At 66.8% G+C, this 18549-nt stretch carries 17 protein-coding genes; 15 read left to right on the top strand and 2 right to left on the bottom strand.

The genetic code is table 11. The annotated features are described in order from the left end of the window. Nucleotides 1-106: 106 nt before the first annotated feature. From WS51_RS19550 to WS51_RS19510, 9 genes are all read left to right on the top strand, one after another. Complete coding sequence (locus WS51_RS19550) at nucleotides 107-2464, top strand: DNA polymerase III subunit gamma/tau (RefSeq protein ID WP_069229672.1); 2358 nt, start codon at nucleotides 107-109, stop codon at nucleotides 2462-2464. A 94-nt stretch (nucleotides 2465-2558) separates the two neighbouring features. After that, the gene (locus WS51_RS19545) at nucleotides 2559-2885 is read left to right on the top strand and encodes a YbaB/EbfC family nucleoid-associated protein (protein ID WP_006755698.1); all 327 of its coding nucleotides are present in this window, start codon (nucleotides 2559-2561) and stop codon (nucleotides 2883-2885) included. 49 nt (nucleotides 2886-2934) lie between these two features. Beyond that, nucleotides 2935-3531 carry a recombination mediator RecR gene (recR, locus tag WS51_RS19540; protein ID WP_059449881.1) on the top strand — a complete coding sequence of 199 codons (597 nt, stop codon included), beginning with the start codon at nucleotides 2935-2937 and terminating at the stop codon, nucleotides 3529-3531. A 48-nt stretch (nucleotides 3532-3579) separates the two neighbouring features. After that, nucleotides 3580-4785, top strand: coding sequence for a CaiB/BaiF CoA transferase family protein (locus WS51_RS19535; protein WP_069229671.1), 1206 nt, complete (start codon nucleotides 3580-3582; stop codon nucleotides 4783-4785). A gap of 223 nt (nucleotides 4786-5008) precedes the next feature. Further along, nucleotides 5009-5770 (top strand): 5'/3'-nucleotidase SurE, encoded by a 762-nt coding sequence (surE, locus tag WS51_RS19530; protein ID WP_059449879.1) that lies wholly within the window; start codon nucleotides 5009-5011, stop codon nucleotides 5768-5770. Next, nucleotides 5767-6696 (top strand): protein-L-isoaspartate(D-aspartate) O-methyltransferase, encoded by a 930-nt coding sequence (locus tag WS51_RS19525; RefSeq protein ID WP_069229670.1) that lies wholly within the window; start codon nucleotides 5767-5769, stop codon nucleotides 6694-6696. Before surE ends, WS51_RS19525 begins: the two co-directional genes overlap by 4 nt. A gap of 5 nt (nucleotides 6697-6701) precedes the next feature. Next, nucleotides 6702-7583 (top strand): peptidoglycan DD-metalloendopeptidase family protein, encoded by an 882-nt coding sequence (locus WS51_RS19520; protein WP_059449877.1) that lies wholly within the window; start codon nucleotides 6702-6704, stop codon nucleotides 7581-7583. Between the two features lie 11 nt (nucleotides 7584-7594). Further along, nucleotides 7595-8680 carry an RNA polymerase sigma factor RpoS gene (gene rpoS, locus WS51_RS19515; RefSeq protein ID WP_040144287.1) on the top strand — a complete coding sequence of 362 codons (1086 nt, stop codon included), beginning with the start codon at nucleotides 7595-7597 and terminating at the stop codon, nucleotides 8678-8680. Nucleotides 8681-8683: 3 nt separating this feature from the next. Beyond that, complete coding sequence (locus tag WS51_RS19510; protein ID WP_059449876.1) at nucleotides 8684-9460, top strand: 3'-5' exonuclease; 777 nt, start codon at nucleotides 8684-8686, stop codon at nucleotides 9458-9460. 27 nt (nucleotides 9461-9487) lie between these two features. Here the strand turns inward: WS51_RS19510 and WS51_RS19505 are convergent, their stop codons facing one another. Then, nucleotides 9488-10342 (bottom strand): endonuclease/exonuclease/phosphatase family protein, encoded by an 855-nt coding sequence (locus WS51_RS19505; RefSeq protein ID WP_069229669.1) that lies wholly within the window; start codon nucleotides 10340-10342, stop codon nucleotides 9488-9490. A 210-nt stretch (nucleotides 10343-10552) separates the two neighbouring features. On the opposite strand from WS51_RS19505, the gene rlmD reads away from it, so the two are divergent. Continuing rightward, the gene (gene rlmD, locus WS51_RS19500; protein WP_081053231.1) at nucleotides 10553-11950 is read left to right on the top strand and encodes a 23S rRNA (uracil(1939)-C(5))-methyltransferase RlmD; all 1398 of its coding nucleotides are present in this window, start codon (nucleotides 10553-10555) and stop codon (nucleotides 11948-11950) included. Between the two features lie 67 nt (nucleotides 11951-12017). Here the strand turns inward: rlmD and WS51_RS19495 are convergent, their stop codons facing one another. Then, a complete protein-coding gene (locus WS51_RS19495; RefSeq protein ID WP_006761414.1) occupies nucleotides 12018-12716 on the bottom strand; it encodes a Bax inhibitor-1/YccA family protein in 699 nt (232 codons plus the stop codon). A gap of 250 nt (nucleotides 12717-12966) precedes the next feature. On the opposite strand from WS51_RS19495, the gene ndk reads away from it, so the two are divergent. The 5 genes from ndk (at nucleotide 12967) to hisS (ending at nucleotide 18528) form a co-directional block, all read left to right on the top strand. After that, nucleotides 12967-13392: a nucleoside-diphosphate kinase gene (ndk, locus tag WS51_RS19490; RefSeq protein ID WP_006478674.1), complete on the top strand. Its 426-nt coding sequence runs from the start codon at nucleotides 12967-12969 to the stop codon at nucleotides 13390-13392. Between the two features lie 55 nt (nucleotides 13393-13447). After that, nucleotides 13448-14587 carry a dual-specificity RNA methyltransferase RlmN gene (gene rlmN, locus WS51_RS19485; RefSeq protein ID WP_059449873.1) on the top strand — a complete coding sequence of 380 codons (1140 nt, stop codon included), beginning with the start codon at nucleotides 13448-13450 and terminating at the stop codon, nucleotides 14585-14587. 136 nt (nucleotides 14588-14723) lie between these two features. Further along, nucleotides 14724-15755, top strand: a complete 1032-nt coding sequence (locus WS51_RS19480) for a helix-turn-helix domain-containing protein (RefSeq protein WP_059790364.1) — start codon at nucleotides 14724-14726, stop codon at nucleotides 15753-15755. Nucleotides 15756-15861: 106 nt separating this feature from the next. Next, entirely contained in the window at nucleotides 15862-17166 is a 1305-nt protein-coding gene (gene ispG / locus WS51_RS19475; protein WP_059449871.1) for a flavodoxin-dependent (E)-4-hydroxy-3-methylbut-2-enyl-diphosphate synthase, read from the top strand. Nucleotides 17167-17187: 21 nt separating this feature from the next. Continuing rightward, nucleotides 17188-18528: a histidine--tRNA ligase gene (gene hisS / locus WS51_RS19470; protein ID WP_059449870.1), complete on the top strand. Its 1341-nt coding sequence runs from the start codon at nucleotides 17188-17190 to the stop codon at nucleotides 18526-18528. Nucleotides 18529-18549 lie beyond the last annotated feature (21 nt).

The following is an 18549-nucleotide window of genomic DNA, read 5'->3' as shown; positions in this document are numbered from 1 at the left end:
GGCATTTTTTATTTCTGCATCATTCTCCGTTGTTTCGTGCGCGTTGCCCGTTTTCGGCACCGTTTCGCGTGTCGGCGCGACGCAGCGTTACTGATACAATTTCCCGATGACCTATCAAGTTCTCGCACGCAAGTGGCGTCCGAAGGATTTCGCTTCGCTCGTCGGCCAGGAGCACGTCGTCAGGGCGCTCACGCACGCGCTCGACGGCGGGCGTCTCCATCACGCCTATCTGTTTACCGGAACCCGCGGCGTCGGCAAGACGACGCTGTCGCGGATCTTCGCGAAGGCGCTCAACTGTGAAACCGGCGTTACGTCGCAACCGTGCGGCGTGTGCCGTGCGTGCCGCGAGATCGACGAAGGCCGCTTCGTCGATTACGTCGAAATGGATGCGGCGAGCAACCGCGGCGTCGACGAAATGGCCGCGCTGCTCGAGCGCGCGGTGTACGCGCCCGTCGATGCGCGCTTCAAGGTCTACATGATCGACGAAGTGCACATGCTGACGAATCACGCGTTCAACGCGATGCTGAAGACGCTCGAGGAGCCGCCGCCGCACGTCAAGTTCATCCTCGCGACCACCGACCCGCAGAAGATTCCCGTCACCGTGCTGTCGCGCTGCCTGCAGTTCAACCTGAAGCAGATGCCGGCCGGGCACATCGTGTCGCATCTCGAGCGCATCCTCGGCGAAGAGCGTATCTCGTTCGAGCAGCAGGCGCTGCGCCTGCTCGCGCGTGCCGCCCAGGGCAGCATGCGCGATGCGCTGTCGCTGACCGATCAGGCGATCGCCTATTCGGCCAACGAAGTGACCGAAGCGGCCGTGTCGGGCATGCTCGGCGCGCTCGACCAGACCTACATGGTGCGCCTGCTCGATGCGCTCGCGGCCGCCAATGGCCCGGAGATTCTCGCGATCGCCGACGAGATGTCGCTGCGCAGCCTGTCCTTTTCCACCGCGTTGCAGGATCTTGCGAGCCTGCTGCACCGGATCGCGTGGGCGCAGTTCGCACCGGGCTCGGTCCTCGACGAATGGCCGGAAGCGGCCGACCTGCGCCGCTTCGCGGAGACGCTGAGCCCCGAGCAGGTGCAGCTGTTCTATCAGATCGCGACGGTCGGACGCGCGGAGCTCGGCCTCGCGCCGGACGAATACGCCGGCTTCACGATGACGTTGCTGCGGATGCTCGCGTTCGAGCCGACCGTCGGCACCGGCACCGGCAGTGCGCCGGGCGGTCAGCCGGCCATGCCGCGTGCCGCAACTGCACCTGCGCCGCGCGTGGCTGTGGCCGCGTCGGCGGCACCCAAGCCGTCTTCCGTGCCGGCAGCCGCCGAGCCCGCAGCACGCCCGCAAGCGGCCCCGCCGGTTACGCCGGTCGCTCCGGTCGCTGCGGTTGCGCGTGCGTCCGGCGATGCAGCGGCTTCGCCTGCTCCGCAGCCTGTCCCGACGCAGGCCGCGCCTGCTGCCGCAGCGCCGGTCGCGCCGCAGCCGGAAGCGGCCCCGGCGCCGCAGGCAGTGCCGGCAAGCGATGCGCTGCCCGCCGTCCGCAACGAACCCGAAGCGCCTGCCGCCGCCAAGCGCAACGACGAACCGGCCCAGGCTGCCGAACCGGCGCCGCGTGCTGGCGCGGCCGAGCCGGCCGTGCGCCCGGCGGCCCGTGGCGGTGCGGCCGCCGCACTCGACGTGCTGCGCAATGCCGGCATGCGCGTGTCGTCCGACCGCTCGCGGGCGGGCGTCGCGCCGAAACCGGCGGCGACCCAGCCGGCCGCTGAGAAACCGGCGGCATCGCGACCTGCCGTGCAGGTGCCGACGCCGCGCGCTGCGGCCCGCGCGCCGCAGCCGGCCGACACGCGTCAGGCCCCGCCGCCGTGGGAAGACATCCCGCCGGACGAATACGTGCCGCTCAGCGCGGACGAGATGTTCGGCGGCGCGGCGGACGACGGCTTCGTGCCCGTGTTCGACAGCGGCCCCGACGACGTGCGCATTGCGCCGAAGCCGGCGGAGGCGCGCCCGTCCGCGCCGGTCGACACGCGCCCGCTGCCGCCCGCGATCGCGCTCGATCCGGTCGGCTTCGACGGCGAATGGCCGGCGCTGGCCGCGCGGTTGCCGCTGAAGGGCGTCGCGTATCAACTCGCGTTCAACAGCGAACTGACGGCCGTCGACGCGACGACGTTGAAACTGTCCGTGCCGGTGCCGCAGTATGCGGACGCCGCCCAGGTCGCGAAGCTGAAGGCCGCCCTGGCCGACGCGCTCGGCAAGCCCGTCGAGGTCGCGGTAGAGGTCGGGCCCGCGCGGCGCACCGCGGCGGCGCTCGACGCGGCCGCGCGAGCGGCACGCCAGCGCGAGGCCGAGCAGGACATCCATGGCGATCCGTTCGTCCAGCAACTCATGCGTGACTTCGGTGCGCGCATCGTCGAAGGCTCGGTGCGGCCGCTCGCCGATTCGGCGCCGGACGGCACGCCGCCGACGCTGCATTGAACGAATCGCACCGCGACAGGCACAATCACGCCCGCACACATTGACCGGCACGCGCCGCGTGCCGGTTTTCACACGATCAAGAAGGAGTATTCCCATGTTGAAAGGCAACCTCGCCGGACTGATGAAGCAAGCGCAGCAAATGCAGGAAAACATGAAGAAGATGCAGGAGCAGCTTGCGCAGATCGAAGTCGAAGGGCAGTCGGGTGCGGGCCTCGTCAAGGTGACGATGACCTGCCGTAACGAAGTGCGTCGCGTGGCGATCGACCCGAGCCTGCTCGCGGACGACAAGGACATGCTCGAGGATCTGGTCGCGGCCGCGTTCAACGATGCCGTGCGCAAGGCCGAGGCGACGTCGCAGGAAAAGATGAGCGGCATGACGTCGGGTCTGCCGCTGCCCCCGGGCTTCAAGCTGCCGTTCTGAGCGCAGCGTCCGTTCAGCCCGATCCGTTCGTTCAGCTTTCAGCCGCCGTATGAAACAGCCGTCCGCCCTGTCAGCGCTCGTCGAAGCGCTGCGCGTATTGCCCGGCGTCGGGCCGAAGTCCGCGCAGCGCATGGCGTACCACCTGATGCAGCACGATCGGGAGGGCGCGGAGCGGCTCGGCCGGTCGCTGCTGTTCGCGACCGAGCACCTGCAGCACTGCGAGAAGTGCAACACGTTCACGGAAGCGCAGATCTGCGAGGTGTGCAGCGACGAGGAGCGTGATCCGACGCTGCTGTGCGTCGTCGAAACGCCGGCCGACCAGATCATGCTCGAGCAGACGATGACGTATCGCGGGCTGTACTTCGTGTTGATGGGGCGGCTCAGCCCGCTCGACGGAATCGGTCCGAAGGAAATCCATTTCGATCGTCTCGTGCGGCGCGCGTCCGACGGGATCGTCAAGGAGGTCGTGCTCGCGACCAACTTCACGAACGAGGGCGAGGCCACCGCGCACTACCTCGGCCAGACGCTGAAGGCACGCGGGCTGGCGGTCACGCGCCTCGCGCGCGGCGTGCCGGTGGGCGGCGAGCTCGAATACGTCGACGCGGGCACGATCGCCCGCGCGATGCTCGACCGCCGGACGATCTAAGTCGGGCGCCGCCGGCCGGCGGCGCCGTTCCTCATGTCAGGGAGACACATGAGCACCAGCCAGGGCCCTCTCGCGGGCGTCAAAGTGCTCGAATTCGGGACGCTGATCGCGGGGCCGTTCGCGTCGCGCCTCTTTGCCGAATTCGGCGCGGAAGTCATCAAGATCGAGGATCCGAATGGCGGCGACCCGCTGCGCAAGTGGCGCAAGCTGTATCCGGAGCAGGGCGGCACGTCGCTGTGGTGGTCGGTCCAGGCGCGCAACAAGAAATCGGTCACGCTCAACCTGAAATCCGATGCAGGCAAGACGATCGCGCGGCAACTCGCGCGCGAGGCCGATATCGTGATCGAAAACTTCCGCCCGGGGCTGCTCGAGAAGCTCGGCCTCGGCTACGACCTGCTGTCGGCCGACAACCCCGGTCTCGTGATGGTGCGTCTGTCCGGCTACGGGCAGACGGGCCCCTACCGCGACCGCCCGGGGTTCGGCGCGATTGCCGAATCGATGGGCGGGTTGCGTCACATCACCGGTTATCCCGACCTGCCGCCGCCGCGCATCGGCATCTCGATCGGCGACTCGATCGCCGCGCTGCACGGCGTGATCGGCGGGCTGATGGCACTTCACCACCGCAAGGTGAACGGCGGCGCGGGGCAGGTGGTCGACGTCGCGCTGTATGAAGCGGTGTTCAACATGATGGAAAGCGTCGTGCCCGAGTACGGCGTGTACGGGATGGTGCGCGAGCGCACCGGCGCGTCGCTGCCGGGCATCGTGCCGTCGAACACCTACGCGTGCCGCGACGGCAGCATCGTGATCGGCGGCAACAGCGACCCGATCTTCAAGCGGCTGATGAAGGCGATCGAGCGCGACGACCTCGCCGACGATCCGGCGCTTGCAAGCAACGACGGACGCGTGCCGCGCACGCAGGAGATCGACGATGCGATCGCCGCGTGGCTCGCACCGCGCACGATCGACGAGGCGCTCGTCGTGCTCAACGCGGCGGACGTGCCGGCCGGGCGCATCTACAGCGCCGCTGACATGTTCACCGATCCGCAGTTCGTCGCGAGGCAGATGATCCAGCGTTTCAAGCTGGCCGACGGCACCGACATTCCGCTGCCGAACATCACGCCGAAGCTCTCCGACACGCCGGGCGAAACGCGCTGGCTCGGGCCCGAGCTCGGCGCGCATACGGACGAGGTGCTGCGTGGCCTCGGCTACGACGCGCAGCAGATTGCCGCGCTGCGTGAGGCTGGCGCGATCTGAGCGTGACGAGGCCGGGCGCGTCGCGCCGGGCTTTCGCGAGACGGGGTCTCCGGAGAGGCAACCCTTCGGGCCGGAAAACGCAGGCCGGCGCAACGTCGTCTCGCACGCACGCAACGCCGCCTCGCAATGCGGCGGCGCACCGCGCGCACGTCGTGCGTTTCGGCCTGCGCGCAGCCGCCGGACTGTCGCTCTCGCGCCATCTTTCCTCGGTTACAATCGCCGGATGCGAATCCTACTCAGCAACGACGACGGCTATCTCGCCCCCGGTCTCGCCGCGCTCAGCGATGCGCTGCAGCCGCTGGCCGACCTCACTGTGATCGCGCCCGAGCAGAACTGCAGCGGCGCATCGAATTCCCTCACGCTGTCGCGGCCGCTGTCGGTGCAGCGCGCGGCGAATACGGGTTTCTTCTACGTGAACGGCACGCCCACCGATTCGGTGCACGTCGCGTTGACGGGGATGGCCGACGCGAGGCCCGACCTCGTCGTGTCCGGGATCAACAACGGCCAGAACATGGGCGAAGACACGCTCTATTCAGGGACAGTTGCAGCCGCCACCGAAGGCATCATGTTCGGCGTACCGGCCATCGCGTTTTCGCTGGCCGAGAAGGGCTGGGCGCATCTGGCGGATGCGGCGCGCGTCGCCGCGGAAATCGTCGAACACTATCTTGCGCATCCGCTGCCCGGTCATCCGTTGCTGAACGTCAATATTCCGAATCTGCCGTACGACGAGCTGAAAGGCTGGCAGGTCACGCGTCTCGGCAAGCGTCACCCGTCCCAGCCGGTGATTCGCCAGACCGACCCGCGCGGCGAGCCGATCTACTGGATCGGCGCCGCGGGTGCGGCGCTGGACGCGAGCGAGGGCACCGATTTTCACGCCGTCGCAAACGGTTTCGTATCGATCACGCCACTGCAACTCGATCTCACGCATACGCAAATGCTGCCTGCAACGCGCGAATGGGCGCGTGCAGGAGGGCGGGCTTCATGAGCGGCGAGCGCGCGAAGCGGTTTCCGCTCGCGCTCGAAGATCTCAAGCGAGCGCCACGCAAATCGGAAGGCCGGCCCGGTGATCGCCATGCGGCGGGCGTGGTGGCGAAGGCCGTCGACAAGTCCGCCGCCGTGCCGAAACCCGTGGCGGTGAAGGCCGGCATGGCCCGCACGGTGTCCGGCACGACCGCCGCGAAGCCTGCGAGCGCGCCGAAACCGACCGCGCCGAAGCCCGCGATGCCCAAGCCGGCCGCGCCGAGCGTCGCGCCGGCCGGTACGTTCGCGCTGACGTCGGAACGTGTGCGCGAGCGCATGGTCGAACGCCTGCGCGCGAACGGCGTCACCGACGCGCGCGTGCTGGATGCGATGGCCGCGGTGCCGCGCCACATGTTCGTGGATCCCGGCCTCGCGACGCAGGCGTACGAGGATGCCGCGCTGCCGATCGGCCACCAGCAAACGATTTCAAAGCCGTCGGTCGTCGCGCGCATGATCGAGCTCGCGATGGCCGGCCGCACGCTCGAGCGCGTGCTCGAGATCGGCACCGGTTGCGGCTACCAGGCCGCGGTGCTCAGTCACGTGGCGCGCGACGTGTATTCGATTGAACGCATCAAGCCGCTCTACGAGCGCGCGAAGCTGAACCTGCGGCCGCTGCGCGTGCCGAACATCCGTCTGCATTACGGCGACGGGCGTGTCGGCCTGCCGGCAGCGGGCCCGTTCGACGCGATCGTGATCGCGGCGGCGGGGCTCGACGTGCCACAGGCGTTGCTCGAGCAGCTCGCGATCGGCGGGCGGCTCGTCGCGCCGGTCGGCGCGCAGAGCGGGCAGCCCCAGGTGCTGACGCTCGTCGAGCGCGTCGCGCACGCGCAATGGCGGGAGTCGCGGCTTGATCGCGTTTTCTTTGTCCCTTTAAAATCCGGAGTGATTTGAAACCGATGAGTATGTTGCGCGCGATGCAAAACAACCGAACCAGGGAACCGCTCACGTTCGCCCAGCGCGCGATCTGTGTGGCTGCGTTCTCCACGCTACTGGCCGCCTGTGCGACGCGGCTCGACAACGCGCCCGTCGTCGATCGCTCCGGCGCGCTGGGCACGACCGCCGCCGCGCAGCCGGCGGTGCCGCTCGGCCCGCCACCGCCCGGCTTCTACCGCGTGAAACCGGGCGACACGCTGTACCGGATCGCGCTCGAAAACGGGCAGAACTATCGCGACATCGCCGCGTGGAACAATCTGGCGAACCCGAACCAGATCGAAGTCGATCAATTGCTGCGCGTCGCGCCGCCGGGCGGTGCTGCGGTGGCCGGCTCGCCGGTCGCCGCGCCGATCGCCGGCGCCGCCGTCGCGACCGCACCGCTCAGCAGCGGTCCCGCTACGCCGGCCGCTGGCTCGTCGTCCGCGGTCACGCCGCCGGCTGCCGCCGCATCGAGCGACACGGCTGCCGCGCCGAGCGGCCCCGTGACGTTTGCATGGCCCGTGCGCGGACCGGTGCTGAACGGTTTCGACGACGCGAAGAACAAGGGCGTCAATATCGGCGGCACGTCGGGCGAGGCCGTGAAGGCGGCGGCCGACGGCCGCGTCGTCTACTCGGGCAATGGCCTGCGTGGCTACGGCAATCTCATTATCATCAAACACGATGCAACTTACCTCACGGCGTATGCACACAATCGCGCTTTGATGGTAAAAGAGGGGGACGCGGTAACGAAGGGGCAAAAGATCGCCGAGATGGGTAACAGCGATGCCGACCGCGTGATGCTGCATTTCGAGGTTCGCCGTCAGGGTAAACCTGTCGATCCGCTGAAGTATTTGCCGCCTCAATAACCGAGACGACCATGCCGAAATCGAAGCGCCACGAGCCGCAAGCCGAGTCTGAGAAGATCAGTCGTGCCACGCAAGCATCGGTGGAGCGAGCTGGCGCTTCGACGGACGACGAAGACGACGTCGCGGAAAACGAACGTGATCTCGAGGCACGCGACGCCGAAGCGGACGGCGACGACGAGCATGAAGGCCGCGCGGAAGCCGCGCCCGACGTCGACGATTTCCGCGCATTGCTGCAGGCCGAACTTACGGCCGACACGATCCAGCATTACCTGAATCGCATCAGCGTGAAGCCGCTCCTGACCGTCGAGGAAGAGCAGCGCTATTCGCGTCTCGCGAAGGCCGGCGAATTCGAGGCACGGCAGGTGATGATCGAGCGCAACCTGCGTCTCGTCGTCAGCATCGCGAAGGGCTACCTGAACCGCGGCGTGCCGTTGCTCGACCTGATCGAGGAAGGCAACCTCGGCTTGATGCATGCGATCGAGAAATTCGATCCGACGCGCGGCTTTCGTTTCTCGACCTATGCGACGTGGTGGATCCGGCAGAGCATCGAGCGGGCGATCATGAACCAGGCTCGCACGGTGCGCCTGCCCGTGCACGTCATCCGCGAACTGAACCAGGTGCTGCGCGCGAAGCGCCACCTCGAAAAGAATTCGATGTCGACGGGCGAGGCGGCCGAGCGCCGCGAAGCCAGCATCGACGACATCGCCTATCTCACCGGCAAGACCGCCGAGGAAGTCACCGACATCCTCGCGCTCAACGAGCACACGGCGTCACTCGACGCACCGCTCGATCTCGATCCCGCGAGCAGCCTGCTCGACCTGCTGCCCGACGACCAGAGCCAGTCGCCCGACGCCGAGGTGCAGCACCGCGAACTCGAGACGCTCACGCGCGCGTGGCTGTCGCGTCTGTCCGACAAGCATCGGCACGTGATCGAGCGCCGCTTCGGTCTGAACCACATCGAACCCGCCACGCTCGAGGAGCTGGCCGACGAGATGGGCCTCACGCGCGAACGCGTGCGACAGATCCAGCAGGAAGCGCTGGTGCGCCTCAAGCGGTTCTTTGCCTCCAACGGCGTGCGCAAGGACGCCGTTCTGTAACTGATGACTCCGATTCTCGTTTTTGACATCGAGACCATTCCCGATGTCGACGGCATTCGCCGTCTGGAAGATCTGCCCGCGACGCTCGACGATGCCGCGGTGGCCGAACATGCGTTCGCCGCACGTCGCGAGAAGACGGGCAGCGATTTCCTGCCGCATCACCTGCAGCGGATCGCGGCGATTTCCTGCGTGTTCCGCGACAACAACGGTTTTCGCGTGCGCTCGCTCGGCACGCCGCAGGACAACGAGGCGACGCTGGTCCAGTCGTTCTATCGCGTGATCGAGAAATACACGCCGCAGCTCGTGTCGTGGAACGGCGGCGGCTTCGACCTGCCGGTGCTCCATTATCGTGCGCTCGTGCACGGCATCCCCGCGACGCGTTACTGGGATCTGGGCGAGGACGACCGCGACTTCAAGTGGAACAACTACATCTCGCGCTATCACTCGCGGCACACCGATCTGATGGACGTGCTCGCGATGTATCAGGCGCGCGCGAATGCGCCGCTCGACGCGCTCGCGAAGCTGTGCGGCTTTCCGGGCAAGCTCGGGATGGACGGCAGTCAGGTGTGGCCCGCGTTCCAGGACGGCCGGATCGAGGAAATCCGCAACTATTGCGAAACGGACGTCGTCAATACTTACCTGCTGTATTGCCGATTCCAGCTGATGCGCGGCGGCCTCACGCCGAGCGAGTATGCCGACGAGATCCTGCTCGTGAAGAACGCGCTGGCACAGGAGCCCGCGTCGCATTGGGCCGAATATCTGGCCGGTTTCGACGTGTGACGCGGGCGGCCCGCGCTGCGGCAGCGATCAGTCGAGCTCGAGCACGACGGGCTGGTGATCCGACGCGCGCAGGCCTGCGTCGATCTCGCAGCGCGTGACGCGTGGCAGCAGCGTATCGGTCACGAACACGAAATCGCACGTGAGCGGTCCTTCCGACCATTGCACCGTGTCGTAGACGCCGGCTGTCGGCGGCGGCGTGCAGCCCGGGTGGCGGGCAAGCCACGCATCGACGAACGACGGCGCGTCCGCGATCGGCGCCAGCATGCGCTGGTACGCGTCGCTGCCGAACGCGCTGTTGAAATCGCCGCAGACGATTGCATCGCGCGGCTGGTTGGTCGCACTGAACGGCCCCGTCGCATTTTCCGCGGGCGCGGGCCGATCCGCGTGGGCGCACGCTTCGCGGTGCCGGTCACGCAACGCATCGACCTGCGCGAGTCGCTGGCGCGCCGAATAGAATTCGAGGTGCGTCGTGACGACCCGCAGCGGGCCCGACGGCGTCACCACCTCGACGTCGAGCGCGACACGCGGCATCGACGGCGCGCTTGCGTCGGCCGGCCATGGCAGCAGTTGGCGCAGTATGCGCCGAACGGGCAGCCGGGTGGCGATCGCATTGCCGAACTGGCGGCGCGGCGCGCCGGGTTCGAGCGCCGGCAGGTCGGCGCCGATCGCGTCGACGACCGTATAGCCCGGGAGCAACGCCGCCAGTTCGGCGAACTGGTCGGGGCCCGGCCGGCCGGGCAGTGCGCCGAAGCCGCGCGTGACTTCCTGCACACACAACACGTCGAAGTCGCCGAGCTGGCGGGCGGCGGCGATGGTGCGCGGGAGATCGACGACGCCATCGGCGTCCCGACCCCATTGAACATTCCAGTCGATCAGTCTCATGGTCGAGTCTCCTGAGTCTCGTGCGAGTGAGCAGGGCTTGTGCCGCCCGGTGGCCTGCGAGACGCCTCGCATGCAGGTGCCGACAGCGCCTTCGTGCATCACGCGATGCGGCAGACGTATCCGTATCGATGCTTGCGCGACGAAAGCGGGCGATGCGGGCTTTCGTCGTCTACAATCTCGCCTTCTTCAACGTTTTGTCAGGAAAAGCTGGTGTCCGAAGCCGTCCCCACTTCTGCGCGCAAATCGAAAAATGCGCCCGTCGCGCCCGGGCCTGCCCCGGTTCTAGAGATCGAATCGCTCGACATGGAAGCGCGCGGTGTCGGCCGCACGGCGACCGAGGACGGCTCGCCGGGCAAGGTGATCTTCGTCGAAGGCGCGCTGCCCGGCGAGCGCGTGACCTATTCGAGCTATCGGCGCAAGCCGAGCTACGAGCAGGCGACCGTTGTCGATATTCTGCGCCCGAGCGTGCTGCGCACGCAGCCGAAGTGCGAATTCTTCGGCACCTGCGGCGGCTGCTCGATGCAGCATCTCGACATGCGCGCGCAGGTGGCGATCAAGCAGCGCGTGCTCGAGGACAACCTGTGGCACCTGTCGAAGCTGCGCGCCGAAACGATGTTCGCGCCGATCCACGGCCCGTCGTGGGGCTACCGCTATCGTGCGCGCCTGACCGTGCGCAACGTCGCGAAGAAGGGCGGCGTGCTGGTCGGGTTTCATGAAAGGAAGAGCAGCTATGTCGCCGACATGACGAGCTGCGAAGTGCTGCCGCCGCACGTGTCGGCGATGCTCGTGCCGCTGCGTCGGCTGGTGGAAGGGCTGTCGATCCGTGACCGGATGCCGCAGATCGAGCTCGCGGTCGGCTCGCAAGTCACGGCGCTCGTGCTGCGCGTGCTGGAGCCGATCAATGCCGACGACGAAGCGTTGCTGCGCGCGTTCGCCGACGAGCACAAGGTGCAGTTCTGGCTTCAGCCGAAGGGCCCGGACACGGTCACGCCGTTCTATCCGCTCGACGTGCCGCTCGACTACACGCTGCCGGAGTTCGGTATCCGCATGCCGTTCAAGCCGACCGACTTCACGCAGGTCAACCATCAGATCAACCGCGTGCTGGTGGGCCGCGCGCTGCGCCTGCTCGCGCCGTCGCGCGACGATCGCGTGCTCGACCTGTTCTGCGGGATCGGCAACTTCACGCTGCCGCTCGCGCGGCTGTCGCGCGAGGTGATGGGCATCGAAGGCAGCGAGACGCTGACCACGCGCGCGCTGGCGAATGCGCGCGAGAACGGTGTCGACGGCCACACGACGTTCGCGTGCCGGAACCTGTTCGAGGTCACGGGTGACGACCTTCGTGCGCTCGGCGCGTTCGACAAGTTCCTGATCGACCCGCCGCGCGAAGGCGCGCTCGCGGTGTCGAAGGCGCTGGCCGAAATCGCGCAGAGCGGCGAAGGCCCGCTGCCGAAGCGTATCGTCTACGTGTCGTGCAATCCGTCGACGCTCGCGCGCGATGCAGGGCTGCTCGTGCACGAGGCCGGCTATCGGCTGAAGGGCGCCGGGGTCGTGAACATGTTCCCGAATACGTCGCACGTCGAGTCGATCGCGCTGTTCGAGCGGGACTGAGCGGACGGGCGGCGGACGTAAAAAAACCGGCCTTCGAGGCCGGTTTTTTCATGGGAGGCAGCGACCGTCAGTTGCGGTTGCCGCCGAAGATGCCGAGCAGCGCGAGCAGGTTCGTGAACACGTTGTACAGATCGAGGTAGATCGCAAGCGTGGCCGAGATGTAGTTCGTCTCGCCGCCGTTCACGACGCGCTGGACGTCGAACAGCATGTAGGCCGAGAAGATCGCGATCGCGAGCACCGACACGGTGAGCATCAGCGCCGGCAGTTGCAGGAAGATGTTCGCGACCGACGCAAGCAGGATCACGATCACGCCCATGAACAGCCACTTGCCGAGCCCCGAGAAGTCGCGCTTGCTGACCGTGGCGATCGTCGCCATCGCGGCGAAGATGATGCCGGTGCCGCCGAACGCGAGCATGATCAGCGACGGGCCGTTCGAGAAGCCGAGGATGAAGCTCAGCAGGCGCGACAGCATCAGGCCCATGAAGAACGTGAAGCCGAGCAGCACGAATACGCCGGCCGCGCTGTTTTTCGTTCGCTCGATCGCGAACATGAAGCCGAACGCGATCGCGAAGAACGCGAGCAGGCTCATCATCGGGCTCGTGGCCGCGAACAGCGAGAAGCCCGTCGCGACGCCGACCCATGCCCCCAGCACCGTCGGCACCATCGACAGCGCGAGCAGCCAGTACGTGTTCCGCAGCACGCGATTGCGAACCTCCGCGGTGCTGACGGAGCCGCCGCGGCCGAAATTGTACGGATAGTCGTTCATGGTTTCTCCTAACATTGAACGCGTGGGCGTCCGGGGCCGGTTCGGCGCACGCGGTGTGCGGCGCAGCAAACCGGAGCAGCTATGGCTAAGATACGTTCCGTGCCGCGAGGTTTCAATGGCCGCGCGGCGCAAAAACATATGGATTCTGAACCTTTCATTTGTGTAAGGGTTCAATCGCAATGATACACGGGATCGTGCTACAATAGCGGATTCATTTGAACCTGTAACTTCTTAATTTCTTGGAGTTTTTATGGCAATCGAGCGCACCCTGTCGATCATCAAGCCGGATGCGGTGGCAAAGAACGTGATCGGCCAGATCTACAGCCGTTTCGAAGGCGCCGGCCTGAAGATCGTCGCATCGCGCATGGCACACCTGTCGCGTGCGGACGCAGAGAAGTTCTACGCAGTTCACGCGGCACGTCCGTTCTTCAAGGATCTCGTCGATTTCATGATCTCGGGCCCGGTGATGATCCAGGTTCTGGAAGGTGAAGGCGCGATCCTGAAGAACCGCGACCTGATGGGCGCGACGGATCCGAAGAAGGCGGAAAAGGGCACGATCCGCGCCGACTTCGCCGACAGCATCGACGCGAACGCCGTGCACGGCTCGGACGCTGCCGAAACGGCCGCGGTCGAAATCGCGTTCTTCTTCCCGGAAATGAACGTCTACTCGCGCTAAGCCCTGGCTGGCAACACGTAGGCAGGATTCAGCGCACGCGGCAAGGCAGCACATCATGACGAGCGAAACTTCCGTCAATCTTCTCGACTTCGATGCCGAGGGCCTTGTCGCGTACTGCGGCAGCCTCGGCGAGAAGCCGTTCCGCGCCAAGCAGTTGCAGCGCTGGATCCATCAGTACAACGCCGCCGATTTCGACGGCATGACCGATCTCGCGAAGTCCCTGAGAGAAAAGCTCAAGGGCCGTGCGTCGATCGTGATGCCCGATATCGTCAGCGATCACGTTTCCACCGACGGCACGCGCAAGTGGCTGATCGACGTCGGAAACGGCAATGCGGTCGAAACCGTTTTCATCCCGGAAGAGACGCGCGGCACGCTGTGCGTGTCGTCGCAGGCCGGGTGTGCGGTCAACTGCCGCTTCTGCTCGACGGGCAAGCAGGGTTTCTCCCGCAACCTGTCGACAGCCGAAATCATCGGCCAGCTCCGGATGGCCGAATTTGCGCTGCGTGCGTCGCTCGGTCGCGCACCCGGTCCGAACGGCAAGGCCGAACGGGTCGTCACCAACGTGGTGATGATGGGCATGGGCGAGCCGCTGCTGAATTACAGCGCGGTCGTGCCCGCGATGCGGCTGATGCTCGACGACAACGCCTACGGGCTGTCGCGCCGCCGCGTCACCTTGTCGACGTCCGGCGTGGTGCCGATGATGGACCGCCTCGGCGCCGAACTGCCGGTTGCACTCGCCGTTTCGCTGCACGCGCCAAACGACGCGTTGCGCGACGAGCTGGTGCCGCTCAACAAGAAGCATCCGCTTCGCGAGCTGATGGCTGCGTGCCAGCGTTATCTGAAAGTTGCGCCGCGCGACTTCATTACTTTCGAATACTGCATGCTCGACGGCGTCAACGACACCGAAGCGCATGCGCGCGAACTGCTGGCCGTCACGCGCGACGTGCCCTGCAAGTTCAACCTGATCCCGTTCAATCCGTTTCCGGAGTCGGGCCTCATCCGCTCGAAGCCGGAGCAGATCAAGCGCTTCGCACAGGTCCTCATCGACGCGGGTGTCGTCACGACCGTGCGCAAAACGCGCGGCGACGACATCGACGCCGCGTGCGGCCAGCTGGCCGGCGCCGTGAAGGACCGCACGCGCCTGGCGGAGCGAACGGGCGCAGCAGCAAAAATCATCGAGGTTCGGGCGGTTTGACGGGGATGCCCGGACTTTTTGGCGGTACAACACGCGAATAGCGATCGGTCGCGGCGCCTCTGCGCCGCGCATGATATGGACGGTTGCGGGAGCCGGCGGCGCCCGCCAGTGAAGAAGAATCGACGCGAGGACAAGGATGAGTGAGCCGCAGCCGACAAACGGCGCAGAGACGAATGCCGCGAAGCCGGCGCAGGCAGGGCTTGAATCGCTGGCGGCCGTCGGCAGCCGGCTGGCGCAGCTCCGGGAAGCGAAGGGCTGGACGGTCGACGACGTGTCGGCGCGGCTCAAGGTCGCGCCGCAGAAGCTGCGTGCGCTCGAGGCAGGCGATATCAGCCATTTGCCGGGTGTGACGTTCGCGCTCGGTGTCGTGCGCAGCTACGCGAAGATGCTCGGTGTCGATCCCGAGCCGTTTGCGCAGGCATTGCGCCGGGAGCGCGGGGTGCCGGAAGTCGATCTGTCGATGCCCGCGTCGTCGGGCACCGATCTGCCGCGCGGCCGCGTGTCGATTCCGCTCGGCGGCTCGTCGCGCCATCACCCGTGGCTGTGGGGAACGGCGATCGTCGTCGTCGCGGTGATCGCGGTACTCATGTGGCACACTGGCGGCGACTCGTCGAGCTGGCTTGCGCGCTTCAAGGGCGGCGGCGAGACCGAACACGCATCGGCGGCGAGCGCGCCGGCGGCGTCTTCCGCCGAAGAGGCGGCCGCGGGCGGCGCATCGACGGCCGCCGGCAATGAAGTTCCGGCGCAGGGCGCAGCGTCCGCCGCGGCGCCCCAGGTCGTTGCTTCGGCTGCTCCGGTCGCCTCGGCGCCGGCGCCGGCCCCGACGGCCGCCGTACCTGCGTCGCAACCGGTCGTCGCGACGGCCGCGGCGAGCAGCGCGGCCGCGCCGGCGCAGCCCGCGAGCGTCGTCGTGGCGGCGGGCCAGTCGATGGTCGAACTGAAGGTCAAGCAGGATTGCTGGTTCAGCGTGCGCGACAAGAACGGCAAGGAGCTGTTCTCGGCGCTGGTGCGGGCCGGCGAAACGAAGCAGGTCGCCGGCGACGGGCCGTTCAAGGTCACGATCGGCAACAAGGCCGGTCTCGATACGGTCGCGTTCGACGGAAAGCCTGTCGATCCGGCGAAATATTCGGCAGCGCGGGGTAACGTGGCGCGGTTCACGTTGCCCTGACGTCAAGCGCCGTGACGCAGGCCCGTCCTGGACGGGTCGCTGGGGCACGGCGCTATTTCAATTCATGCGCCGCCTTGCGGCGCATTCCGCGTAAATGGATCTATCGATGCAATCCGAAGCTCAATCCCCACGCAGCAGTCAGATTTGTTCAACCGAGCCGGTGTTCGGCGGGCATCAGCCGCGTCGCGTGTCGCATGCGGTGGATGTTCGCTGGGGCGGGCAGCTCGTGACCATCGGCGGCAATGCGCCGGTGCGCGTGCAGTCGATGACGAATACCGACACGGCCGACGCGATCGGCACGGCGATCCAGATCAAGGAACTCGCGAATGCGGGCTCCGAGCTGGTGCGCATCACGGTCAATACGCCGGAGGCGGCCGCCGCCGTGCCGGCGATCCGCGAGCAGCTCGACCGGATGGGCGTGACCGTCCCGCTCGTCGGGGATTTCCACTACAACGGGCACCTGCTGCTGCGCGACTACCCGGGTTGCGCGGAGTCGCTGTCGAAGTACCGGATCAACCCGGGCAACGTCGGCCAGGGCGCGAAGCGCGACACGCAGTTCGCGCAGATGATCGAAGCGGCGGCGAAGTACGACAAGCCGGTGCGGATCGGCGTGAACTGGGGCAGTCTCGACCAGGACCTGCTCGCGCGCATGATGGACGAGAACGCCGCGCGTTCGCAGCCGTGGGACGCGCAGAGCGTGATGTACGAAGCGCTGATCCAGTCGGCGATCGGCTCGGCCGAGCGCGCGGTCGAGCTGGGGCTCGGCCGCGACCGCATCGTGCTGTCGTGCAAGGTCAGCGGCGTGCAGGACCTGATCGCCGTGTATCGCGAGCTCGCCCGCCGCTGCGGTTTCGCGCTGCACCTCGGCCTGACCGAGGCCGGCATGGGCTCGAAGGGCATCGTCGCGTCGACCGCCGCGCTTGGCGTGCTGCTGCAGGAAGGAATCGGCGACACGATCCGCATTTCGCTGACGCCGGAGCCGGGCGCATCGCGCACGGGCGAAGTGGTCGTCGGCCAGGAAATCCTGCAGACGATGGGCCTGCGCTCGTTCGCGCCGATGGTGATCGCGTGCCCGGGCTGCGGCCGCACGACGAGCACGCTGTTCCAGGAGCTCGCGATGCAGATCCAGACGTATCTGCGCGAGCAGATGCCGGTCTGGCGCAAGGAATATCCGGGCGTCGAGAAGATGAACGTCGCGGTGATGGGCTGCATCGTCAACGGCCCGGGCGAGTCGAAGCACGCGAACATCGGCATCAGCCTGCCGGGTTCGGGCGAAAACCCGGCCGCGCCCGTCTTCATCGACGGCGAGAAGGTCAGGACGCTGCGCGGTGAGCGGATCGCCGAGGAATTCCAGCAGATCGTCAGCGACTACGTCGCACGCAATTACGGCCGCACCGAGGCCCTGAATTAAATTCGTCCACACACACGAACGATGACTGAACAGAAACGCAAGATCGAGAAGCTCACCGGCGTCAAGGGCATGAACGACATCCTCCCGCAGGATGCCGGCCTCTGGGAGTTCTTCGAAGCTACCGTGAAATCGCTGCTGCGCGCGTACGGCTATCAGAACATCCGCACGCCGATCGTCGAGCATACGCAGCTCTTCACGCGCGGCATCGGCGAGGTCACGGACATCGTCGAGAAGGAGATGTACAGCTTCACCGACGCATTGAACGGCGAGAACCTGACGATGCGCCCGGAAAACACCGCGGCCGTCGTGCGCGCGTCGATCGAGCACAACATGCTGTACGACGGCCCGAAGCGCCTGTGGTACATCGGCCCGATGTTCCGTCACGAGCGTCCGCAGCGCGGCCGCTATCGCCAGTTCCACCAGGTCGGCGTCGAGGCGCTCGGCTTCGCGGGCCCGGACGCGGATGCCGAAATCATCATGATGTGCCAGCGCCTGTGGGACGACCTCGGCCTGACCGGCATCAAGCTCGAGATCAACTCGCTCGGCCTCGCCGAAGAGCGTGCCGCTCACCGCGTCGAACTGATCAAGTATCTCGAGCAGTTCGTCGATGTGCTGGACGAGGACGCGAAGCGTCGCCTGTATACGAACCCGCTGCGCGTGCTCGACACGAAGAACCCCGCGCTGCAGGAAATCGCGCAGAACGCGCCGAAGTTGATCGACTTCCTCGGCGACGAGTCGCGTGCCCATTTCGAAGGGCTGCAGCGCCTGCTGCTCGCGAACAACATCCCGTTCAAGATCAACCCGCGTCTCGTGCGCGGCCTCGACTACTACAATCTGACCGTGTTCGAGTGGGTGACCGACAAGCTCGGCGCGCAGGGCACGGTCGCGGCCGGCGGTCGCTACGATCCGCTGATCGAGCAACTCGGCGGCAAGCCGACCGCCGCGTGCGGCTGGGCGATGGGCATCGAGCGCATCCTCGAGTTGCTGAAGGAAGAGGATCTCGCGCCCGAGCAGGAAGGTGTCGACGTCTACGTGGTGCACCAGGGCGAGACGGCGCGCGAACAGGCGTTCATCGCGGCCGAGCGTCTGCGCGATACGGGCCTCGACGTGATTTTCCACTGCAGCGCCGACGGCGGCCCGGCAAGCTTCAAGTCGCAGATGAAGCGGGCCGATGCGAGCGGTGCCGCATTCGCGGTGATCTTCGGCGAAGAAGAGGTCGCGAACGGCACGGTGGGCGTGAAAGCGTTGCGCGGCACGGGCGAGGACGGGGAAAAGAACGTTCAGCAGACCGTACCGGTCGAAAGCTTGACCGAATTCCTAATCAATGCGATGGTTGCATCCGCCGAAGACGGCGACGACTGATCGCGCTGGCATTCGCTCGAC

Origin of the sequence: Burkholderia territorii, from assembly GCF_001718335.1 — a bacterium.
Classification (GTDB): Bacteria; Pseudomonadota; Gammaproteobacteria; order Burkholderiales; family Burkholderiaceae; genus Burkholderia; species Burkholderia territorii.
This window is presented reverse-complemented; position numbering and strand designations above follow the sequence as displayed.

Bases quoted from the DNA above. Each gene is read 5' to 3' on its own strand.
- WS51_RS19550 (WP_069229672.1), top strand. From the start codon at position 107: ATGACCTATCAAGTTCTCGCACGCAAGTGGCGTCCGAAGGATTTCGCT.
- WS51_RS19545 (WP_006755698.1), top strand. From the start codon at position 2,559: ATGTTGAAAGGCAACCTCGCCGGACTGATGAAGCAAGCGCAGCAAATG.
- recR (WP_059449881.1), top strand. From the start codon at position 2,935: ATGAAACAGCCGTCCGCCCTGTCAGCGCTCGTCGAAGCGCTGCGCGTA.
- WS51_RS19535 (WP_069229671.1), top strand. From the start codon at position 3,580: ATGAGCACCAGCCAGGGCCCTCTCGCGGGCGTCAAAGTGCTCGAATTC.
- surE (WP_059449879.1), top strand. From the start codon at position 5,009: ATGCGAATCCTACTCAGCAACGACGACGGCTATCTCGCCCCCGGTCTC.
- WS51_RS19525 (WP_069229670.1), top strand. From the start codon at position 5,767: ATGAGCGGCGAGCGCGCGAAGCGGTTTCCGCTCGCGCTCGAAGATCTC.
- WS51_RS19520 (WP_059449877.1), top strand. From the start codon at position 6,702: ATGAGTATGTTGCGCGCGATGCAAAACAACCGAACCAGGGAACCGCTC.
- rpoS (WP_040144287.1), top strand. From the start codon at position 7,595: ATGCCGAAATCGAAGCGCCACGAGCCGCAAGCCGAGTCTGAGAAGATC.
- WS51_RS19510 (WP_059449876.1), top strand. From the start codon at position 8,684: ATGACTCCGATTCTCGTTTTTGACATCGAGACCATTCCCGATGTCGAC.
- WS51_RS19505 (WP_069229669.1), bottom strand. From the start codon at position 10,342: ATGAGACTGATCGACTGGAATGTTCAATGGGGTCGGGACGCCGATGGC.
- WS51_RS19495 (WP_006761414.1), bottom strand. From the start codon at position 12,716: ATGAACGACTATCCGTACAATTTCGGCCGCGGCGGCTCCGTCAGCACC.
- ndk (WP_006478674.1), top strand. From the start codon at position 12,967: ATGGCAATCGAGCGCACCCTGTCGATCATCAAGCCGGATGCGGTGGCA.
- rlmN (WP_059449873.1), top strand. From the start codon at position 13,448: ATGACGAGCGAAACTTCCGTCAATCTTCTCGACTTCGATGCCGAGGGC.
- WS51_RS19480 (WP_059790364.1), top strand. From the start codon at position 14,724: ATGAGTGAGCCGCAGCCGACAAACGGCGCAGAGACGAATGCCGCGAAG.
- ispG (WP_059449871.1), top strand. From the start codon at position 15,862: ATGCAATCCGAAGCTCAATCCCCACGCAGCAGTCAGATTTGTTCAACC.
- hisS (WP_059449870.1), top strand. From the start codon at position 17,188: ATGACTGAACAGAAACGCAAGATCGAGAAGCTCACCGGCGTCAAGGGC.